This window comes from Streptomyces capoamus (genome assembly GCF_014654935.1).
GTDB lineage: Bacteria > Actinomycetota > Actinomycetes > Streptomycetales > Streptomycetaceae > Streptomyces > Streptomyces capoamus.
In genome coordinates this window covers 4,525-22,054 of the sequence record NZ_BNBF01000002.1, presented here as the reverse complement: position 1 = coordinate 22,054, position 17,530 = coordinate 4,525, and the positions used below count along the sequence as shown (strand labels likewise).

The 17,530-nt window shown below is 72.8% G+C and carries 17 protein-coding genes; 9 read left to right on the top strand and 8 right to left on the bottom strand.

Features of this window, described 5'->3' with window-relative positions; translation table 11 throughout:
- Positions 1-63: 63 nt before the first annotated feature.
- From IE312_RS03610 to trhA, 4 genes are all read right to left on the bottom strand, one after another.
- The gene (locus IE312_RS03610) at positions 64-786 is read right to left on the bottom strand and encodes a Mut7-C RNAse domain-containing protein (protein ID WP_189978305.1); all 723 of its coding nucleotides are present in this window, start codon (positions 784-786) and stop codon (positions 64-66) included.
- A 33-nt stretch (positions 787-819) separates the two neighbouring features.
- Positions 820-1,452 carry a TetR/AcrR family transcriptional regulator gene (locus tag IE312_RS03605; protein WP_440862343.1) on the bottom strand — a complete coding sequence of 211 codons (633 nt, stop codon included), beginning with the start codon at positions 1,450-1,452 and terminating at the stop codon, positions 820-822.
- Positions 1,453-1,457: 5 nt separating this feature from the next.
- Positions 1,458-3,026 (bottom strand): MFS transporter, encoded by a 1,569-nt coding sequence (locus IE312_RS03600; RefSeq protein WP_189978301.1) that lies wholly within the window; start codon positions 3,024-3,026, stop codon positions 1,458-1,460.
- A 110-nt stretch (positions 3,027-3,136) separates the two neighbouring features.
- The gene (gene trhA / locus IE312_RS03595) at positions 3,137-3,850 is read right to left on the bottom strand and encodes a PAQR family membrane homeostasis protein TrhA (RefSeq protein WP_189978299.1); all 714 of its coding nucleotides are present in this window, start codon (positions 3,848-3,850) and stop codon (positions 3,137-3,139) included.
- A gap of 289 nt (positions 3,851-4,139) precedes the next feature.
- Here trhA and IE312_RS03590 point away from each other — a divergent pair, with 289 nt between their 5' ends.
- Positions 4,140-5,963, top strand: coding sequence for a phosphoenolpyruvate carboxykinase (GTP) (locus IE312_RS03590; protein WP_189978297.1), 1,824 nt, complete (start codon positions 4,140-4,142; stop codon positions 5,961-5,963).
- Between the two features lie 220 nt (positions 5,964-6,183).
- Positions 6,184-6,360 (top strand): hypothetical protein, encoded by a 177-nt coding sequence (locus tag IE312_RS03585; RefSeq protein ID WP_189978295.1) that lies wholly within the window; start codon positions 6,184-6,186, stop codon positions 6,358-6,360.
- A 117-nt stretch (positions 6,361-6,477) separates the two neighbouring features.
- On the opposite strand, the gene IE312_RS03580 is transcribed toward IE312_RS03585, so the two are convergent.
- Positions 6,478-6,912 (bottom strand): SCO4983 family protein, encoded by a 435-nt coding sequence (locus tag IE312_RS03580; RefSeq protein ID WP_189978293.1) that lies wholly within the window; start codon positions 6,910-6,912, stop codon positions 6,478-6,480.
- Between the two features lie 112 nt (positions 6,913-7,024).
- Positions 7,025-8,236 carry a pyridoxal phosphate-dependent aminotransferase gene (locus IE312_RS03575; RefSeq protein WP_189978291.1) on the bottom strand — a complete coding sequence of 404 codons (1,212 nt, stop codon included), beginning with the start codon at positions 8,234-8,236 and terminating at the stop codon, positions 7,025-7,027.
- A gap of 126 nt (positions 8,237-8,362) precedes the next feature.
- On the opposite strand from IE312_RS03575, the gene IE312_RS03570 reads away from it, so the two are divergent.
- The 3 genes from IE312_RS03570 (at position 8,363) to IE312_RS03560 (ending at position 11,112) form a co-directional block, all read left to right on the top strand.
- Positions 8,363-9,064: a hypothetical protein gene (locus IE312_RS03570; RefSeq protein ID WP_229898982.1), complete on the top strand. Its 702-nt coding sequence runs from the start codon at positions 8,363-8,365 to the stop codon at positions 9,062-9,064.
- Positions 9,065-9,797: 733 nt separating this feature from the next.
- Positions 9,798-10,124 carry a DUF1707 SHOCT-like domain-containing protein gene (locus tag IE312_RS03565; RefSeq protein WP_189978289.1) on the top strand — a complete coding sequence of 109 codons (327 nt, stop codon included), beginning with the start codon at positions 9,798-9,800 and terminating at the stop codon, positions 10,122-10,124.
- A gap of 139 nt (positions 10,125-10,263) precedes the next feature.
- The gene (locus tag IE312_RS03560) at positions 10,264-11,112 is read left to right on the top strand and encodes a S1 family peptidase (protein ID WP_189978287.1); all 849 of its coding nucleotides are present in this window, start codon (positions 10,264-10,266) and stop codon (positions 11,110-11,112) included.
- Between the two features lie 12 nt (positions 11,113-11,124).
- On the opposite strand, the gene IE312_RS03555 is transcribed toward IE312_RS03560, so the two are convergent.
- Both IE312_RS03555 and IE312_RS03550 read right to left on the bottom strand, forming a co-directional pair.
- A complete protein-coding gene (locus tag IE312_RS03555) occupies positions 11,125-12,735 on the bottom strand; it encodes an N-acyl-D-amino-acid deacylase family protein (protein WP_189978285.1) in 1,611 nt (536 codons plus the stop codon).
- 9 nt (positions 12,736-12,744) lie between these two features.
- Complete coding sequence (locus tag IE312_RS03550; protein WP_189978283.1) at positions 12,745-14,040, bottom strand: alanine racemase; 1,296 nt, start codon at positions 14,038-14,040, stop codon at positions 12,745-12,747.
- 193 nt (positions 14,041-14,233) lie between these two features.
- Between IE312_RS03550 and IE312_RS03545 the strand changes: the two genes are divergently transcribed.
- The 4 genes from IE312_RS03545 to IE312_RS38635 all read left to right on the top strand — a co-directional run.
- Positions 14,234-15,265: a sugar kinase gene (locus tag IE312_RS03545; RefSeq protein ID WP_189978281.1), complete on the top strand. Its 1,032-nt coding sequence runs from the start codon at positions 14,234-14,236 to the stop codon at positions 15,263-15,265.
- On the top strand, positions 15,262-16,026 hold the full coding sequence (locus IE312_RS03540; protein WP_189978279.1) for an IclR family transcriptional regulator: 765 nt from the start codon (positions 15,262-15,264) through the stop codon (positions 16,024-16,026). The genes IE312_RS03545 and IE312_RS03540 overlap by 4 nt, the downstream gene beginning before the upstream one ends.
- Positions 16,023-16,445, top strand: coding sequence for a RidA family protein (locus tag IE312_RS03535; protein ID WP_189978277.1), 423 nt, complete (start codon positions 16,023-16,025; stop codon positions 16,443-16,445). The genes IE312_RS03540 and IE312_RS03535 overlap by 4 nt, the downstream gene beginning before the upstream one ends.
- A 130-nt stretch (positions 16,446-16,575) precedes the next feature.
- Positions 16,576-17,530 (top strand): GntP family permease (locus tag IE312_RS38635; RefSeq protein WP_229898981.1); only part of this gene is annotated, 955 nt, incomplete at its 3' end.

The window sequence follows — 17,530 nt, the reverse complement described above, 5'->3', positions numbered from 1 at the left end:
CGGGAGAAGCTGACGACCCCCTGAACGACGCTGCGCGGGGAGGAACCGGCGCGGCCGGCCCACTCAGCCCCGGCGGGTCCGCGTGCCCAGCGCCCGCTCCACGACCGCTTCCAGCCGGTCGTGGTGCGCGCCCTTCCAGTAGGCCCGGCCGCAGGCCGTGCACTGGGCGAAGACGTCGTACGAGCGCTGGGTGCCGCCCTTGAGCTGCTCGGCGACCTGCTCCTTGGTGGCCTCCGCCAGCAGGCCGTTGCAGGCGGTGCAGCGGGTCCAGGGGCGCAGTTCGGGGGCGAAGCGGTCGAGGACGTCCTGGAGCTGGTCGTCGGGGCGGGTGCTGTAGACGAACGCGCCGGCCCACAGTTCCCGGCGGCGCAGCAGGCCCCGGTCGCGGCTGAGCATGACCCGCTTCTCGGCCGCCGAGCGGGCGGCGAGCGCCGGGTCGCCGATGTCCGTCGACTCGTACGCCGTGTCCACGCCGAGCAGCCGCAGCCGGCGGGCCAGCGTGCCGAGGTGGACGTCGAGCAGGAAGCGCAGGGGCGCGCCGGGCACCCGCTGGGGCCGCTCCACCGGCCGGACGACGACCCGCTCGGCCGCTTCCGGGACGTGCGAGGGCGGGACCGGGCGGCCGTCCACGACCAGTGCGCCGACCTCGGTGAGCGGCACCCCGAGGGACTCGACGACGTGGCCGAGGGACGAGACGCCGTCGGTGACCAGCGTCCGGTGCGGCGCGCGGGGGACGAACAGGGCCAGCTCGGGGGCGAACTCGACGTGGATCTCGGGACCGTTCACCCGGTCAGGATGTCATGGGGGCGGGCCGCGGCCTCAGGGTTTTCCGGTGGGCAGGCCGTGCTCCAGCACGCCGAGGGCGCGGTCCAGCATGGCGCGCAGGTCGTCCTCGAAGTCGTTCTCCGCCCAGCACATGTTGGCCTCCATGAGGCCGCCGACGAGGGCCATCGCGAAGACGCGCACCTCCAGGCTGTCCGGGTCCAGGGCGAAGCGCTCGGCGAGGGCCGTCCGGAGCAGGCGCCCGGTCTCCGACATGCTCTCGAACATGCGGGACCGGACGGCGGGGACCTGGACCGCGAGGTGCGCCCGGAGCCGGACCACCTCGGGGTCCTCCGCCATCATCGCGTCGAAGGCGGTGTGCATCACGTGGCGCACCGAGTCCGTCCACGACTCCCCCGCGGGCCGGGCGCGCAACTCCTCCAGCAACAGGGGGTCGTACTCGTCCGTGAGGACGATGTCCTCCTTGGTCGGGAAGTACCGGAAGACGGTCGACGGCGACACCTCGGCCCGGTCGGCGATCTGCTCGATCGTCGTGGCGTCGTAGCCCTGTTCCCTGATCAGCGCGTAGGTCGCGGCGCGGATCGCCTGGCGGGTCTTGATCTTCTTGCGTTCCCGCAGCCCCAGCTGGGGGCGGTCGGCGGGGGAGAGGGGGGAACGTGCGGCCGTCATGCCGGTCATTGTCCGGCATCGGCCGTGGTGGGGGCCACGGGCCGGGTCTCCTCCCCTTCCGTGCGCCGGACCGCCGGCGCGTTCGGCAGGAGCAGCGCGGCGAGCAGGGCGGCCGCCAGGGAGGCCACCGCGCACACCAGCAGCACCAGGGTCATGCCGTGCACGTACGAGGCGTTCGCCGAGGCCGCGAGGTGCGCCGAGCCGGCCCTCGCGGCGACCAGGTGCGCGGCGACGACGGACTCCCCGGCGGTGTGCGCGGCGGCGGCGGGCAGCCCGGTGACGTCGAGCCGGTCCCGGAACGCGTCGGCGAGGAGGCTGCCGAGCAGCGCGATGCCGATGGCGCCGCCGACCTGGCGGAGGGTCATGAGCAGCCCGGAGCCGCTGCCGGCCCGGTCGGCGGGCAGCGCGGCGAGGGCGCCGTCCATGGCCGGGACCACGCAGAAGCCGAAGCCGAGGCCCGTGATCGACAGCCACAGCGCGGTGAAGCCGTAGCCCGAGTCCACCGTCGTACGACTGCCGAGCAGGGCGGCGAAGGCGAGCACCACCAGGCCCGCGCTGACCACGGACCGGGCACCGAACCGGGCGACCACCGGCTGCGCGCCCCGCGCGGCGACCAGCAGCCCGCCCATCATCGGCAGCAGCCTCAGGCCGGTGCCGAAGGCGTCGTTGCCGAGGACGGCCTGGAGGTAGGGGGGCAGTACGAACATCAGGCCGGAGAGCACGAACATCACCAGGGTCGCGGCGACCGTATTGAGCAGGAAGCCGCGCCGGCCGAGCAGGGCCATGTCGAGCAGGGGGCGCGCCGCCCGGCGCTCGCGCAGCACCAGGCCGGTGAGCAGCACGGCGGACGCGGCGGACGTGCCGAGCACCAGGGGGTCGCCCCAGCCGCGCTCCGGGGCCTCGATGATCGCGTAGATGAGGGCGCCCAGGCCGGTCGCGGTGAGCGCGGTGGAGAGGACGTCGACCTTCGGGGAGGCCGGGTCGCGGGTCTCCGGGAGCAGGAAGACGCAGGCTGCGATGCCGATCGCGGCCATCGGCAGGTTGATCAGGAAGACGGAGCCCCACCAGAAGTGGTCGAGCAGCCAGCCGCCGAGGATCGGGCCGAGCGGCAGGCCGAGCGCGGAGGCGGCGGAGATCAGGCCGATCGCCTTGGTGCGCTCGTCGGAACCGAACAGCGAGGGCAGCACGGACAGCGCGAGCGGCATGATCAGGGCGGCTCCGACGCCCATGACCGCGCGGGCGGCGATCACGGCGTCCACCCCGCCGGCCAGCGAGCCGAGGAGCGAGCCCGCCAGGAAGACGCCGAGTCCGGCGACGAGCATCCTGCGGCGCCCGAACCGGTCGCCCAGCAGCCCGGCGGGGAGCATCAGCGCGGCGAAGACGACGACGTACGCGTCCGCCATCCACTGCTGCTGTCCGGTGGTGGCCCCCAGCTGCTGCGCCATGGTCGGCAGGGCCACGTTGAGGATCGTCGTGTCGAAGCCGAGCACCAGCATGCTCGCGACCAGGGCGCCGAGGGCCCACCAGCGGCGGGGGTCGCGCCGCGTCTCTTCCCCTTCAGTGAAAGTCTCCATGAATTGACAGTAGCTTTCAAAAAGGGGTGACTGTCAATGGGGGCGGTGCCGGGCGCACGAAAAACGGCCACGACTCGGGTGAGCCGTGGCCGTCCTGGAGACGAAGGGGGTTACGCGTGCTGGTACGCCACTAGGGAGATGCCGACGTAGTGGACGACGAAGGCGGCGAGGGTGAGCGAGTGGAAGACCTCGTGGAAGCCGAACCAGCGGGGGGAGGGGTTCGGGCGCTTGATGCCGTAGATCACGCCGCCGGCGCTGTAGAGCAGCCCGCCGACGACCACCAGGACCAGGACGGCGACGCCGCCGGTGCGCAGGAAGTCGGGCAGGAAGAACACGGCCGCCCAGCCCATCGCGATGTAGCACGGCGTGTAGAGCCAGCGCGGGGCGCCGACCCAGAAGACGCGGAAGACGATGCCCGCGGCCGCGGCACCCCAGATACCCCACAGCAGCCACTGGCCCTTGGCCCCGGGCAGGAGCAACATCGTCAGCGGGGTGTAGGTGCCCGCGATGATCAGGAAGATGTTGGCGTGGTCCAGGCGGCGCAGCACGCCGTCCATCCGCGGGCTCCAGTTGCCGCGGTGGTACAGCGCGCTCACGCCGAACAGGAGACAGGCCGTCAGGGCGTAGATGCTGCAGGCGATCCGGCCTCTGGACGAGTCGGCGAGGGCGGTGAGCACGAGGCCCGCGACGAGTACGGCCGGAAACATGCCGAGGTGCAGCCAGCCGCGCAGGCGCGGCTTGACCGGGTGCGGCAGGGAGAGCGCGACGGGACCGCGGCCCGCGGCCGGCGGGTCCGTGGGCGCGTCGGGGACGGACGCAGTCATGCCAGGCATGGTACCGAGACTGCCGTAAGCCGACCGTCGGTCCATGGTCATCCGCGCCTTCACGGGTCCCGTGGCAAAAATTCCTTCAGTTGAACCCAACGCGGACGCAAAGAGTCGCGGAAATCGTGGGATTCCTCACGCTGCTCACCTGTGATGCCCTCTGGACAGATGCGCACTAGACTCGGATGATCAAATGAGTGCGGTCGGCACCGGATGAGCGGGCTACGAAGCATCCGGGTCGCGGCCCCCACGGGGCGAACAAACAAAAATCCCTCTCTTAGGAGCAATCGTGGCGCGCGACATCGCGGCTCCCACCGGCGTCCCCACCCAGCACCAGGAACTGATCTCGTGGGTCAACGAGATCGCCGAACTGACGCAGCCGGACAGCGTGGTCTGGTGTGACGGCTCCGAGGCCGAGTACGAGCGACTGTGCGAGGAACTGGTCGCGAAGGGAACGTTCAAGAAGCTCGACCCGGTCAAGCGCCCGCACTCCTACTACGCCGCCTCCGACCCGACCGACGTCGCGCGCGTCGAGGACCGGACCTTCATCTGCTCCGAGAAGGAGGAGGACGCGGGCCCCACCAACCACTGGAAGGCCCCCGCCGAGATGCGGGAGATCTTCGCCGGTGACAAGGGCCTGTTCCGCGGCTCCATGCGGGGCCGCACGATGTACGTCGTGCCCTTCTGCATGGGCCCGCTCGGCTCCCCGCTGTCCGCGCTGGGTGTGGAGATCACGGACTCCGCGTACGTCGCCGTGTCGATGCGCACCATGACGCGCATGGGCCAGGCCGTCCTGGACGAGCTGGGCGACGAGGGCTTCTTCGTCAAGGCCGTCCACACCCTCGGCGCCCCCCTGGAGGAGGGCCAGGAGGACGTGCCGTGGCCGTGCAACTCCACCAAGTACATCTCGCACTTCCCCGAGGACCGCGAGATCTGGTCCTACGGCTCCGGCTACGGCGGCAACGCCCTGCTGGGCAAGAAGTGCTACGCCCTGCGCATCGCCTCCGTCATGGCCCGTGACGAGGGCTGGCTGGCCGAGCACATGCTCATCCTGAAGCTGACCCCGCCGCAGGGCGAGTCCAAGTACGTCGCCGCCGCCTTCCCCTCCGCCTGCGGCAAGACCAACCTCGCCATGCTGGAGCCCACGATCTCCGGCTGGACGGTGGAGACCATCGGCGACGACATCGCCTGGATGCGCTTCGGCGAGGACGGCCGCCTCTACGCGATCAACCCCGAGGCCGGCTTCTTCGGCGTCGCGCCCGGCACCGGCGAGCACACCAACGCCAACGCGATGAAGACCCTGTGGGGCAACGCGGTCTTCACCAACGTCGCGCTCACCGACGACGGCGACGTGTGGTGGGAGGGCATGACCGAACAGCCCCCGGCCCACCTCACCGACTGGAAGGGCAACGCCTGGACGCCCGCGTCCACGACCCCGGCCGCCCACCCCAACGCCCGCTTCACCGTGCCGGCCTCGCAGTGCCCGATCATCGCGCCCGAGTGGGAGGACCCCAAGGGCGTGCCGATCTCGGCGATCCTCTTCGGCGGCCGGCGCGCCAGCGCGGTGCCGCTGGTCACCGAGTCCTTCGACTGGAACCACGGCGTCTTCCTCGGCGCCAACGTGGCCTCCGAGAAGACCGCGGCGGCCGAGGGCAAGGTCGGCGAGCTGCGCCGCGACCCGTTCGCCATGCTGCCGTTCTGCGGTTACAACATGGGCGACTACATGGCCCACTGGGTCGACGTCGCCAAGGACAAGGACCAGTCCAAGCTGCCGAAGATCTACTACGTCAACTGGTTCCGCAAGAACGACGAGGGCAAGTTCGTCTGGCCGGGCTTCGGCGAGAACTCCCGCGTCCTGAAATGGATCGTGGAGCGGCTGGAGGGCAGGGCCGAGGGCGTCGAGACGCCGATCGGCATCCTGCCGGCCAAGGACGCCCTCGACACCAAGGGCCTCGAACTCTCCGAGTCGGACCTGGAGTTCCTGCTCACGGTCGACAAGGAGGTGTGGCGCGAGGAGGCCGCCCTGATCCCCGGGCACCTGGAGACCTTCGGTGACCACACCCCGAAGGAGCTGTGGGACCAGTACCGGGCGCTGGTCGAGCGCCTGGGCTGATCCGTCCCGCCGAAGACTCCACGGCCGGCCAGGATGTGCCCTGACCAGCGATCGTCACGACCGGCCGTGGAACCACCCCGAAGGGCCCCGCACAACGGCGTGCGGGGCCCTTCGGGGTTGCTCCACGACCACAGGGGATCCCGGCGGTCACGGGCCGTGTGCCGGTCCGCCCCCTGGGTACCCGGGGCCCGCCCGAGAGGCGAGAGAGGAGGGACGAGTCATGGCGGACGGTGGTGACTTCTACTCCGGCGACCGGCCGGAGAACCCGAAACTGGAAGAAGACAGGCCGCGCGGCGGCGGACCCGAGGACCGCCCGCAGACCGGCCACCGGCATGTGTGGGTGTGGTGGCTGGTGGTGGCGATCGTGATCCTGATCCTCTTCTTCCTGTTCATCTGAGAACAGGACACGGCCGGGGTGTGTGTGGCGCCCGGTCCGCGCGTCGCTGCGGATGCGCGCGGACCGGGGTCGATCGCGGGACCCGGAGGGGTCGGTGGGCGGGGCCGGCGGGCGAGGTCAGGGGGTGGCGGTGAGCGGCTGGAGCGCGCTGGTGTGGGCGTCCATGCGTTCGGCCGCCAGGATCGCCGCCGAGGTGTCGGCACGGGAGGCGGCGACCACGAGCGCGCGGCCGGCGAAGGCGTGCGCGCGACGGTGCAGGGCGGCGGGGTCGCCGGCCGCGGCCGGGGCCGCGCGCAACGGCGTGCGTCCGCCGCGCAGCCGGGCCACCTGTGCCGCGAGGCGCTCCGCCGCCGCGTCCAGGTCGGCGGCCGGGGTCAGGGCGCGCAGCTCGTCGGTGACCGCGAGCAGGGCCGCGAGGTGCCCGGCGAGCTGGATGTCCAGCTCCTCCTCGCGCGAGCGGTGCGGGAAGTCGGAGGGGGTGCCGGAGGGGGTGCCGGAGGGGGTGCCGGCCATCGTGCTGTGGACCGACTTGGTGCGGATCGGTTCGTACATGGGGATGGCCTCCTGTGCGCTGACAGGAAGCCATCCTACATTGGATTGCGTCTAAAGTTGAGTCGGGTCATGGAAACCGGGTCCGCCGGGTCACGGAGACCGGGTCCGCCGGCTACCGCTGGGCGTAACCGTCCAGGAAGGTGCCGATACGGGTCACCGCGTCCCGGAGATCCCCGACGGTCGGCAGCGTCACCACCCGGAAGTGGTCCGGCTCCGGCCAGTTGAAGCCCGTGCCCTGGACGACCATGATCTTCTCCTGTCGCAGCAGGTCGAGGACCAGCTGCCGGTCGTCCTTGACCTTGAAGACCGCGGGGTCGAGCCGCGGGAACAGGTACAGCGCACCCTTGGGGCGCACACAGCTCACCCCGGGGATCTGCGTCAGCAGCTCGTACGCCGTGTCCAGCTGCTCCTTCAGCCGTCCGCCCGGCAGCACCAGGTCGTTGATGGTCTGGCGCCCGCTGAGCGCGGCGACCACTCCGTGCTGCCCCGGCATGTTGGCGCACAGCCGCATGTTCGCGAGGATCGTCAGGCCCTCGATGTAGGAGTCGGCGTGCGCGCGCGGACCGGAGATCGACATCCAGCCGACGCGGTAGCCGGCCACGCGGTAGGCCTTCGACATGCCGTTGAAGGTCAGCGTGAGCAGGTCCGGGGCGATCGCGGCGGTCGGGGTGTGGGTGGCGCCGTCGTACAGGATCTTGTCGTAGATCTCGTCCGAGCAGACCAGCAGGTTGTGCCGGCGGGCGATGTCCGTCAGCCCCTTCAGCATCGACTCGTCGTAGACCGCGCCCGTGGGGTTGTTCGGGTTGATGATGACGATCGCCTTGGTGCGGTCGGTCACCTTGCGCTCGATGTCGGCGAGGTCGGGCATCCAGTCGGACTGCTCGTCGCAGCGGTAGTGCACCGCCGTACCGCCGGAGAGAGAGACGGCCGCCGTCCACAGCGGGTAGTCCGGGGCCGGCACGAGGACCTCGTCGCCGTCGTCCAGCAGTGCCTGCATCGCCATCACGATCAGCTCGGAGACGCCGTTGCCGATGAAGACGTGCTCGACGTCCGTCTCGATGCCGATGGTCTGGTTGTGCATCACGACCGCGCGGCGGGCGGCCAGCAGGCCCTTGGCGTCGCCGTAGCCGTGCGCCGTGGAGACGTTGCGGAGGATGTCCTCCAGGATCTCCGGGGGGCACTCGAAGCCGAACGCGGCCGGGTTGCCGGTGTTGAGCTTGAGGATGCGGTGGCCCGCCGCCTCCAGCCGCATGGCCTCCTCGAGAACCGGGCCCCGGATCTCGTAACAGACGTTGGCGAGCTTGGTCGACTGGATCACCTGCATGCCCGTGAGCTTACGGCTCGGTAACGCCTCGTGGGTCGTGTTTTCCACCACGTGAGACACGGAGATTTGCCCGGATATCGCCGACGACTGTCTCAGGAGTGTCTTGCGTCCCTAGAATTTGCTGACATGTCCACGGAACGGGAGTACGAGGCGGGGGCGTACGGCATGCACGGCGGGGGCGGCGCGCCCGGGGTGCGGCCGAACGTGTACCACCCGCAGGCGGCTCCGGCCCCCGCGTACGACGAGTACGCCGACCCCGCCGCCGCGCACGGCTGGCACGACGCCTACGACGCCACGCGCGAGCTGCCCCCGGTGCCCGCCGCCCCCGCCCCGCGCGAGCCCGGCGCGGGGCGCGCCGACCGCCGGCGCGCCGCGCGGCGCCCGGGCGGCCGGCGCCGGGTGGCGGTCGTCGTCGGTGCCGTCGGCGTGGCCGGGACCGTCGCGGTGATCGCCGCCCTGGCCGCCGGCTCGGGCTCCCCGGACGGGTCCCGCCCGGCGGACGGCGGTCGCGTCGCCGGCGGCCCCAGCAGCCCCGGTGGCGACCCGGAGACCGGCACCGCGAGCCCGGCCGCGAGCGCCTCCGTCACCGCCGTCGTCCGCTCCGCCCCGGCGTCACCGGCCCGTGCAACCGCGCTGCCGCCCGCCCCCACGACCGCCACCGCCGGCCCCCGCGAGCCGGACGGCAGCCCGGCGGCCACCACCTCGGCCCCGGCCGACCCGACGCTTTCCCCCACGCCCACGCCCACGGTGTCGTCGGCCGGTCCGTCCGCGTCCAGCGGTCCGCGCGGGCGGGGGCACGGCCACGGCGCGACGAAGAGACCGCGCTGACCGGGGCGCCCGCCGGCCGCTCTGTTTTCCTCCTGTACGCCGCTGCCCGGTGCGACCACTCTGCCGCCCGCCGCCACGGGTTGCGGGGCGGTGCGGCGGTCACGGCGTCGGCCCCGGGGCGGGTCGATGCCTTCGCCTACGGTGTGGCCGGCCGGTCCCTCCGCCTCCGGCGGTCCGCGCGGGCGGGGGCACGGTCGCGGTGCGACGAAGGGACCTCGCTGACCGGGGCGCCCGCCGGCGGCTCTGTTTCCCCTTGTGCGCCGCTGTCCGGTGCGACCACCCGGCCGCCCGCCGCCACGGGTTGCGCGGCGGTGCGGTGGTCACGGCGTCGGCCCCGGGGCGGGTCGATGCCTTCGCCTACGGTGTGGCCGGCCGGTCCGTCCGCGTCCGGCGGTCCGCGCGGTAGGGGGCACGGTCGCGGTGCGACGAAGGGGCCGCGCTGACCGGTCTGTTTCCCCTTGTGCGCCGCTGCCCGGTGCGACCACCCGGCCGCCCGCCGCCACGGGTTGCGCGGCGGTCCGGTGGTCACGGCGTCGGCCCCGGGGCGGGTCGATGCCTTCGCCTATGGTGTGGCCGGCCGGTCCGTCCGCGTCCGGCGGTCCGCGCGGGCGGGGGCACGGTCGCGGTGCGACGAAGGGGCCTCGCTGACCGGGGCGCCCGCCGCCGCGAGCCGGGCTGCGGTTCGGCGGTCGCGGCGTCGGTCGTGGCGTGACGAAGGGGCCCCGTCGGCCGGGTGGCCAATCAACGCCCATTGCTGCCGGCCGCCGTGGCCGACGGCCGGCTGTCGCTGGGCGAGCTGGACGGACGGCTCACCCGGGCCTGCGACGCCCGGACCCCCGGCGAGTTGCGGCGCGCGGCGCGCGGGCTGCCCGAACTCGGGCCCCCGAAGGGGCAGGTGGTGAGCCGCGCAGCCACCTCCCGGTTCGCGCTCGGCCCGTTCGGCGTCTTCGGCGGGCGCGGGGCGCCCCGGGCGGAGCGGCCGGGCGCGCCGCGCGTCGTCGTGAAGGGGGTCGCGCTGTTCGGTGCCGTCGTCGTCAAGTCGCCGCGGCAGGCGCGGTGACCCCGTCCCGCACAGGGAAACCCCTATGACCTGATGCCACTCCTTGTCCCCACCCCTCCGCGCTGTCGACAATGCGCATGACAACCAACGGGCGGCCGGAACCCCTCCGGTCGCCCAAGTCGTAAGAGGGGACCCCCACATGAAGAAGCCTCTCGTCGCCGCGCTCTCCTCCCTGGCCCTGGCCGGGCTGGGCGCGACCCCGGCGATGGCCGCCCCGCACACCACCGCCCCGCACACCGCCAAGTCCGTCAAGGCGACCGTCGACTTCGCCGGCACCGTCTCGCTCAGCAACTGTTCCGGCTCGGTCATCCGCTTCCCCAACTCGGCCGACACCGACCCGGCGCTCGTGCTGACCAACGGCCACTGCCTGGAGACCGGCATGCCGGGACCCGGCGACGTCATCACCGGCCAGTCCTCCAGCCGCAGCTTCGGTCTGCTGAACTCCGCCGGCAGCAGGATCGGCACCCTGCGCGCCAACCAGGTCGTCTACTCGACCATGACGGACACGGACGTCACGATCTACCGCACCACCACCACGTACGCGGCGATCAAGAGCTCGTACGGCATCAGCCCGCTCACCGTGCAGGACACGCACCCGGTCGCCGGCACCGCCATCAAGGTGGTCTCCGGTTACTGGAAGCGCATCTACAGCTGCAACATAGACGGCTTCGTGTACCGGCTGAAGGAGGGCGACTGGACCTTCAAGGACTCGGTCCGCTACACCTCCGCCTGCAACACCATCGGCGGCACCTCCGGCTCCCCGGTCGTCGACACCGCCACCGGCAAGGTCGTTGCCGTCAACAACACCGGCAACGAGGACGGCGAGCGGTGCACGGTGAACAACCCGTGCGAGGTCGACGCGAACGGCAACGTCACCGTCCGCAAGGGCATCAACTACGCCCAGGAGATCTACAACATCCCCGCCTGCTTCACCACCGGCAACAAGCTCAACCTGAGCGCGTCGGGCTGCACCCTGCCCAAGCCGTAAGTTCACCGCGCATCACAGCGGTGTACGGCGGACGGACCGGCCCGGCAGGGCGTCCGTCCGCCGGCCGTCCTCGATGACGAACCGGCCGTCGACCAGCACGTACGGGATGCCGGTCGGCGGCCGGCGCGGCTCGACGAAATCCGCGCCGGCCGCGACCGTCCGCGGGTCGAACAGCACCAGGTCGGCCCGGTGGCCCTCGCGCACCAGCCCGCGGTCCGGCAGCCGCAGCCGCGCCGCGGGCCGCGAGGTGAGGTGGGCGACGCACTCCTCCAGCGTCAGCACCCCCGACTCCCGCACGTAGTGGCCGAGGTAGTGCGGGAAGGTGCCGTACGCCCGCGGATGCGGCTTGGCGCCCTGGAGGATGCCGTCGGAACCGCCGGTGTGCGTCCGGTGCCGCATCATCGCGCGGACGTTCTCCTCGTGGCCGACGTGCTGCAGCACCGTCGTACCGAGCCGGTCCGCGAGCAGCAGCCGGCGGGCCGTGGCCCAGGGAGTCCCGCCGACCAGCTCCGCCGCCTCCCGGACCGTACGCCCGACGACACCGGCCAGGCCCGGATCGGTCACCCCGGAGATCTCCACCGTCTCCCACTCCACCGGCACGCCGTGGCAGCCGTCGGAGCCGGTGACCTCCAGGTCGTGCCGGATCCGCTCGGCGGTCGCCGGGTCGGCGAGCCGGGCCAGGACCTCTTCGGGGCCGCCCTCGCTGGCCCAGCTCGGCAGCAGCGCGGCGAGGGTGGTGCAGCCGGGGGTGTAGGGGTAGGTGTCCAGCGTGATGTCCGCGCCCGCGTCCAGGGCCCGGTCGAGCAGCGCGAGCAGCTCGGGCGCCCGCCCCTCGTTCACGCCGAAGTTCATCGTCGCGTGCGCCAGGTGCAGCGCGCAGCCCGCCTCCCGGGTCAGGGCGACCATCTCGGCGTAGGCCTCCAGGGCGCCGGCGCCGTAGGAGCGGTGGTGCGGGCAGTAGTAGCCGCCGTAGGACGCCACCACCCGGCACAGTGCGGTCAGTTCGGCGTCCCGGGCGTACATGCCGGGCGTGTACGTCAGTCCGGACGACAGCCCGACCGCCCCCTGCTCCAGCCCCTCGGCCACCAGCCGCCGCATCCGGTCCAGCTCCCCGGGGGTGGCCTCGCGGTCCTCCCAGCCGACGACGAGCGCCCGGACCGTGCCCTGCGGGACGAGGTAGGCCGCGTTGACGGCGATCCCGCGGTCGAGCCGGTCGAGGTACTCGCCGACCGTCCGCCAGTCGAAGTCGACGTCGTCGCCGTACCCGTTCCAGCCGGTGATCGCCCGGCGCACCTCCTCCAGCGTGCGGTCGTCCACCGGCGCGTACGACAGCCCGTCCTGTCCCAGGACCTCCAGCGTGACCCCCTGCGCGGCCTTCGCCCCGTGGTCGGGGTCGCGCAGCAGGGCCAGGTCGGAGTGGGCGTGCATGTCGATGAAGCCGGGGGAGAGGACCAGGCCCTCGGCGTCGATCTCCCGCATGGCGCGCGGCCGTTGGCAGCCGGCCGCGGCGGCCTCCTTGACGATGGAGACGATCCGCCCGCCGTCGACCACCACATCGGCGCGGTACGAGGGCCCACTGCTGCCGTCGACGACGTCGGCGTCCCGGATGACCAGGTCCTCCACACGGGCCTCCTAGAAGAACGTACGGATGAACTCGACCACCGTGCCGTCCGCCTCGGCCACCGGGATCAGCTGCCACTTGTCGAAGGACGTGCACGGGTGGGAGAGGCCGAAGCCGATCCAGTCGCCGACCTCGACGTCGGCGTCCGGCCCGATGCGCAGCCACAGGTGCTGGTCGGACAGGGCGGTCACCTCGATGCCCGTCGCCGGACGCTCGCCGCCGTCCCGGCGTACCACGTGCGCCACCGGACGGTCGAGGTCGTAGGCGGCGTCCCGCTTGCCCGCGTTGACGAAGGCCTCCGCCGGCGACGGCCGGGACACCACCTGTGCCCACAGCCGGAACGCCGGCTCCAGCGCGCCTTCCTCGGGCACCCGGTTGAACGGGGTCAGCCTGCTGTAGTGCACGTCGTCGTGCGAGACGTAGGCACCCGAGCGCAGCAGCCTCAGGACCGGCAGGGAGAGCGCGGGCAGGCCGGCGAAGACGTCGGCGACGGCGTCGAACCACTCGCTGCCGCCGGCGCTCACCACGATCTCGTCCGCCCCCGCGAAGCGCCCGGCCCGGTCGCACGCCACGGCGAGCGCCACCAGCCGCTCCAGCCACTGGCGCACCCGCTCCGGGGAGGCGTCCGCCACCTGTGCCTCGTACCCCGCCACACCGACCAGCCGCAGCGACCCGGCGGCGGCCACCGCGTCCGCGACGGCCAGCGCCTCCGCCTCGGTGCGCACCCCGGTGCGGGCGCCGTCGCCCGCGCCCAGCTCGATCACCACGTCCACCGGACGGACGGCGCCGGCGAGCGCCGCGTCCATCAGCTCCACCCCGCGCACGGAGTCGACGTAGCAGACGAACCGGAACTCCGGGTCGGCGGCCAGCTCGCCGGCGATCCAGCGCAGGGCGGGGGCGTCCACCAGCTCGTTGGCGAGGAACACCCGCGGGACGCCGAACGCCCGGGCGACCCGCACCTGGTGGGGCACCGCCAGCGTGATCCCCCAGGCGCCGTGCGCCAGCTGGCGGTGGAAGAGCTGCGGGGCCATGGAGGTCTTGCCGTGCGGGGCGAAGGCCAGGCCGTGCCGGGAGGTGTACGTCTCCATCAGCGCGAGGTTGTGCTCCAGCCGCTCGGCGGACAGCGCGAGCAGGGGGGTGGTGAAACCGTCGCCGTCCCGGAAGAGGTTGCGCCGCTGGGCGGCCAGCTCGCCGACGGTGAGGCCGTCGGCGTCCGGGGGGAGGCCCTTGAAGCGGTGGTCGACGCGTTCCTCGGCGAGGCCGGCGAGGCGTTCCGCGGCCGGGCGGGCGAGCGGTTCGGTGCTCATGGAGCCCCTCTCTCGACTGTTGCACCCTGTGCAACAGCCATTGCATGGACTGCTGACTGGTGTCTAGCATCTCGCCGAACACCGGGTCAATGAAGCGGTCACCCGGGTACCGACAGGAGCCATCATCAACGACGCTGCTTACGCTCCGGCCGTTGCGCGCCCACGGGACGTCGCGGACGCCCCGTGGGACGTCGTGGACGTGGCGACGCTCGGCGAGTCCATGGTCGCCTTCCTCCCCGGCCGGCCCGGCCGCCTCGCCGACGTCCCCTCCTTCGACCGGTCCATCGGCGGCGCCGAGTCCAACGTGGCCTGCGCCCTGGCCGCCTCCGGACACACCACCCGCTGGATCGGCCGGGTCGGCGCGGACGGCTTCGGCGACCACCTGGTGGAGCGGATCGCGGCGTACGGCGTCGACGTCACCGCCGTACGCCGGGACCCCGCGCGACCCACGGGCGTCTACTTCCGCACCGCCGGCGACCGCGGGACCGGCGCACACGAGGTGGCGTACTACCGGGCGGGCTCGGCGGCGTCCGCGATGTCCGTGACCGGCGTCGACCTCGCGGCGGCCCGCGCGGCCCGCGTCCTGCACCTCACCGGCATCACGGCCGCCCTGTCGGCCGAGTGCCGCACCCTCCTCGACACCCTGACGGCCCCCGCCCCCGGACGCCCCATGGTGTCCTTCGACGTCAACCACCGGCCCGGACTGTGGACGGACGACGAAGACCCCCGGCTGCTGCTGGACCTGGCCCGGCGCGCGGACATCGTGTTCGTGGGCGCCGACGAGGCACGCGAGGCGTGGGGACTGCACGGAGGAAGCGCCATCGTCCGGGCACTGCCCGAACCGGCCCTCGTCGTCGTCAAACAGGGCAGGTCAGGAGCGACCGCCTTCCACCGGCACACCGACGCGGCGGAGGACGCCGACGGCACCGCGACACCCGTGCGCGCACCCCGGGTGGACGTCGTCTCCCACACCGGCGCCGGGGACGCCTTCGCCGCCGGCTTCCTGTCGGCGACCCTGCGCGGGCTCCCCCTGAGGACCCGGCTGCGCCACGGCCACCTCTTCGCCGCCGCCGCCCTCACCAGCCCCGCGGACCTCGCCCCGCCCCCCGCCCGCGACCACGCCGACCGCCTCGCCGCCCTCGACGACGACGCATGGGGGAGACTTCGACTCGGCCCCGGCTGGACGCAGGCCGAGCAGGCCCCCGAGGAGGCGAACACCCCATGAGTCAGACCGTCGACCGCGCCCTGAGCATCCTGCCGCTGCTCGCCGAGGGCCCCGCCGACCTCGGCCGGGTCGCCGACCGTCTCGGCGTCCACAAGTCCACGGCCCTCCGGCTGCTGCGCACCCTGAACGAACACGGACTGGTCTACCGCCAGTCCGACCAGCGCTACCGCCTCGGCGCCCGCCTCTTCGCCCTCGCCCAGGAGGCGATGGAGAACCTGGACATCCGCGAGATCGCCCACCCCCACCTCGTACGGCTCAACGAACACTGCGGACACACCGTCCACCTCGCCGTGCACGAGGAGAACGAGGTCCTCTACATCGACAAGGTCGACAGCCGCTACCCGGTCCGCATGTACTCCCGGATCGGCAAGCCCGTCGCGATCACCGTCGCCGCCGTGGCCAAACTCCTCCTGGCCGACCTGCCCGAACCCGAGCGCCGCGCCCTCGCCGAGCGACTCGACTACCCCCTCTACACGCCCCGTTCCACCCCGAACGCCGAAGCCTTCCTGAAGGAGCTGGCCGCGGTGCGCGAACAGGGCTGGGCCGCCGACCTCGGCGGCCACGAGGAGTCCATCAACTGCGTCGCCGCCCCCGTCCGCGGCGCCGACGGCCGGGTGGTCGCCGCCATGTCGGTGTCCGCGCCGAACGTGGTCGTCACCGCCGAGGAACTCCTCACCCTGCTCCCGCTGGTACGCCGCACGGCGGACGCCATCAGCGGCGAGTACTCCGGAAGAACCCCAGTGAAGGACCCCACCGTATGAACCGTACGACGACCGACAAGACCGCCCTCACCCCGAAGACCCACACCACCCCGCCCGCGGCGTTCTCGCACGGCGTGAAGAAGGGCAACATCCTCCAGGTCGCCGGCCAGGTCGGCTTCCTGCCCGCCGAGGAGGGCAAGCCCCCGACACCCGCCGGCCCCTCGCTGCGCGAGCAGACCCTCCAGACCCTCGCCAACGTCAAGGCGGTCCTGGAGGAGGGCGGCGCCGGCTGGGACGACGTGATGATGATCCGCGTCTACCTCACCGACACGGCCCACTTCGCCGAGATGAACGACATCTACAACGCCTACTTCGCGGAACAGGGCCTCACCCAGCCGCCCGCCGCGCGCACGACGGTCTACGTCGGCCTGCCGGCCGGCCTCCTCATCGAGATCGACGCGCTGGCCGTCCTGGGCTGACGCCCCCTCACCACCCCGCCGGCCAAGCTCCCGCACTCCCCGTACCGCCCTGTCCGGCGCGGCACCTCCGGATGCCGCGCCGCGCTCCCCCCTGCCCGAAAGCAGTATGTATTCACCCAGAGGACCCCCTATGTCCTTCCCGCTCGCCGCGACCGCGACCGCGACCGCGACCGCCCCCGCCCCCGCCCCCGCCCCCGCTCCGCCTCCGCACACCGGAGGCCTGCTGCTCCTCCTCGACGGCACCCCCGGCCTCCTCACGGTCGCCGCCCTCGGCATAGCCCTGCTGCTCTTCCTGATCATCAAGGCGCGGCTCCAGCCGTTCGTCGCGCTGCTCGCCGTCTCCGTGGCTGTGGGCCTGCTGGCCGGCCTGTCGGTCACCGAACTCTTCGGCACCGTGCAGCGCTCCGACGCCGTCTCCACCATCGAGTCCGGCATGGGCGGCATCCTCGGCCATGTCGCGATCATCATCGGGTTCGGCACCATGCTCGGCGCGGTCCTGGAGGTCAGCGGCGGCGCCGAGGTCCTGGCCGCGCGCCTGCTCACCCTGTTCGGCGAGCGCCGCGCCCCCCTCGCGACGGGTCTGACCGGCCTGCTCTTCGGCATTCCCGTCTTCTTCGACGTCGGCATCTTCGTCCTCGCCCCGATCGTCTACGCGGCAGCCCGGCGCTCGGGCCGCTCGATCCTCCTGTACTGCCTCCCGCTCCTCGCCGGCCTCTCCATGACCCACGCCTTCCTGCCCCCGCACCCCGGCCCGGTCGCCGCCGCCGGACTGCTGCACGTCCAACTCGGCTGGGTCGTCCTCATGGGCATCGTCTGCGGCCTGCCCGCCGTACTGGCCGCGTGGGCGTACGCCGCCTGGATCGGCCGCCGGATCTTCGTCGCCGTACCGCAGGACATGGCCGAGGCGGCCGAGGAGGCGCGGCGCGCGGTGCTGGCGGAGCAGCGCGCCCAAGGCGTGGCACCGCGGGAGGAGCCGGTACCGCTCGGCACGGTCCTCACCATCATCGGTACGCCCCTGCTGCTGATCCTCGCGGCGACCTTCTCCTCGATCGCCCTGGACCCGTCCCCCGGCCGCTCGGTCCTGG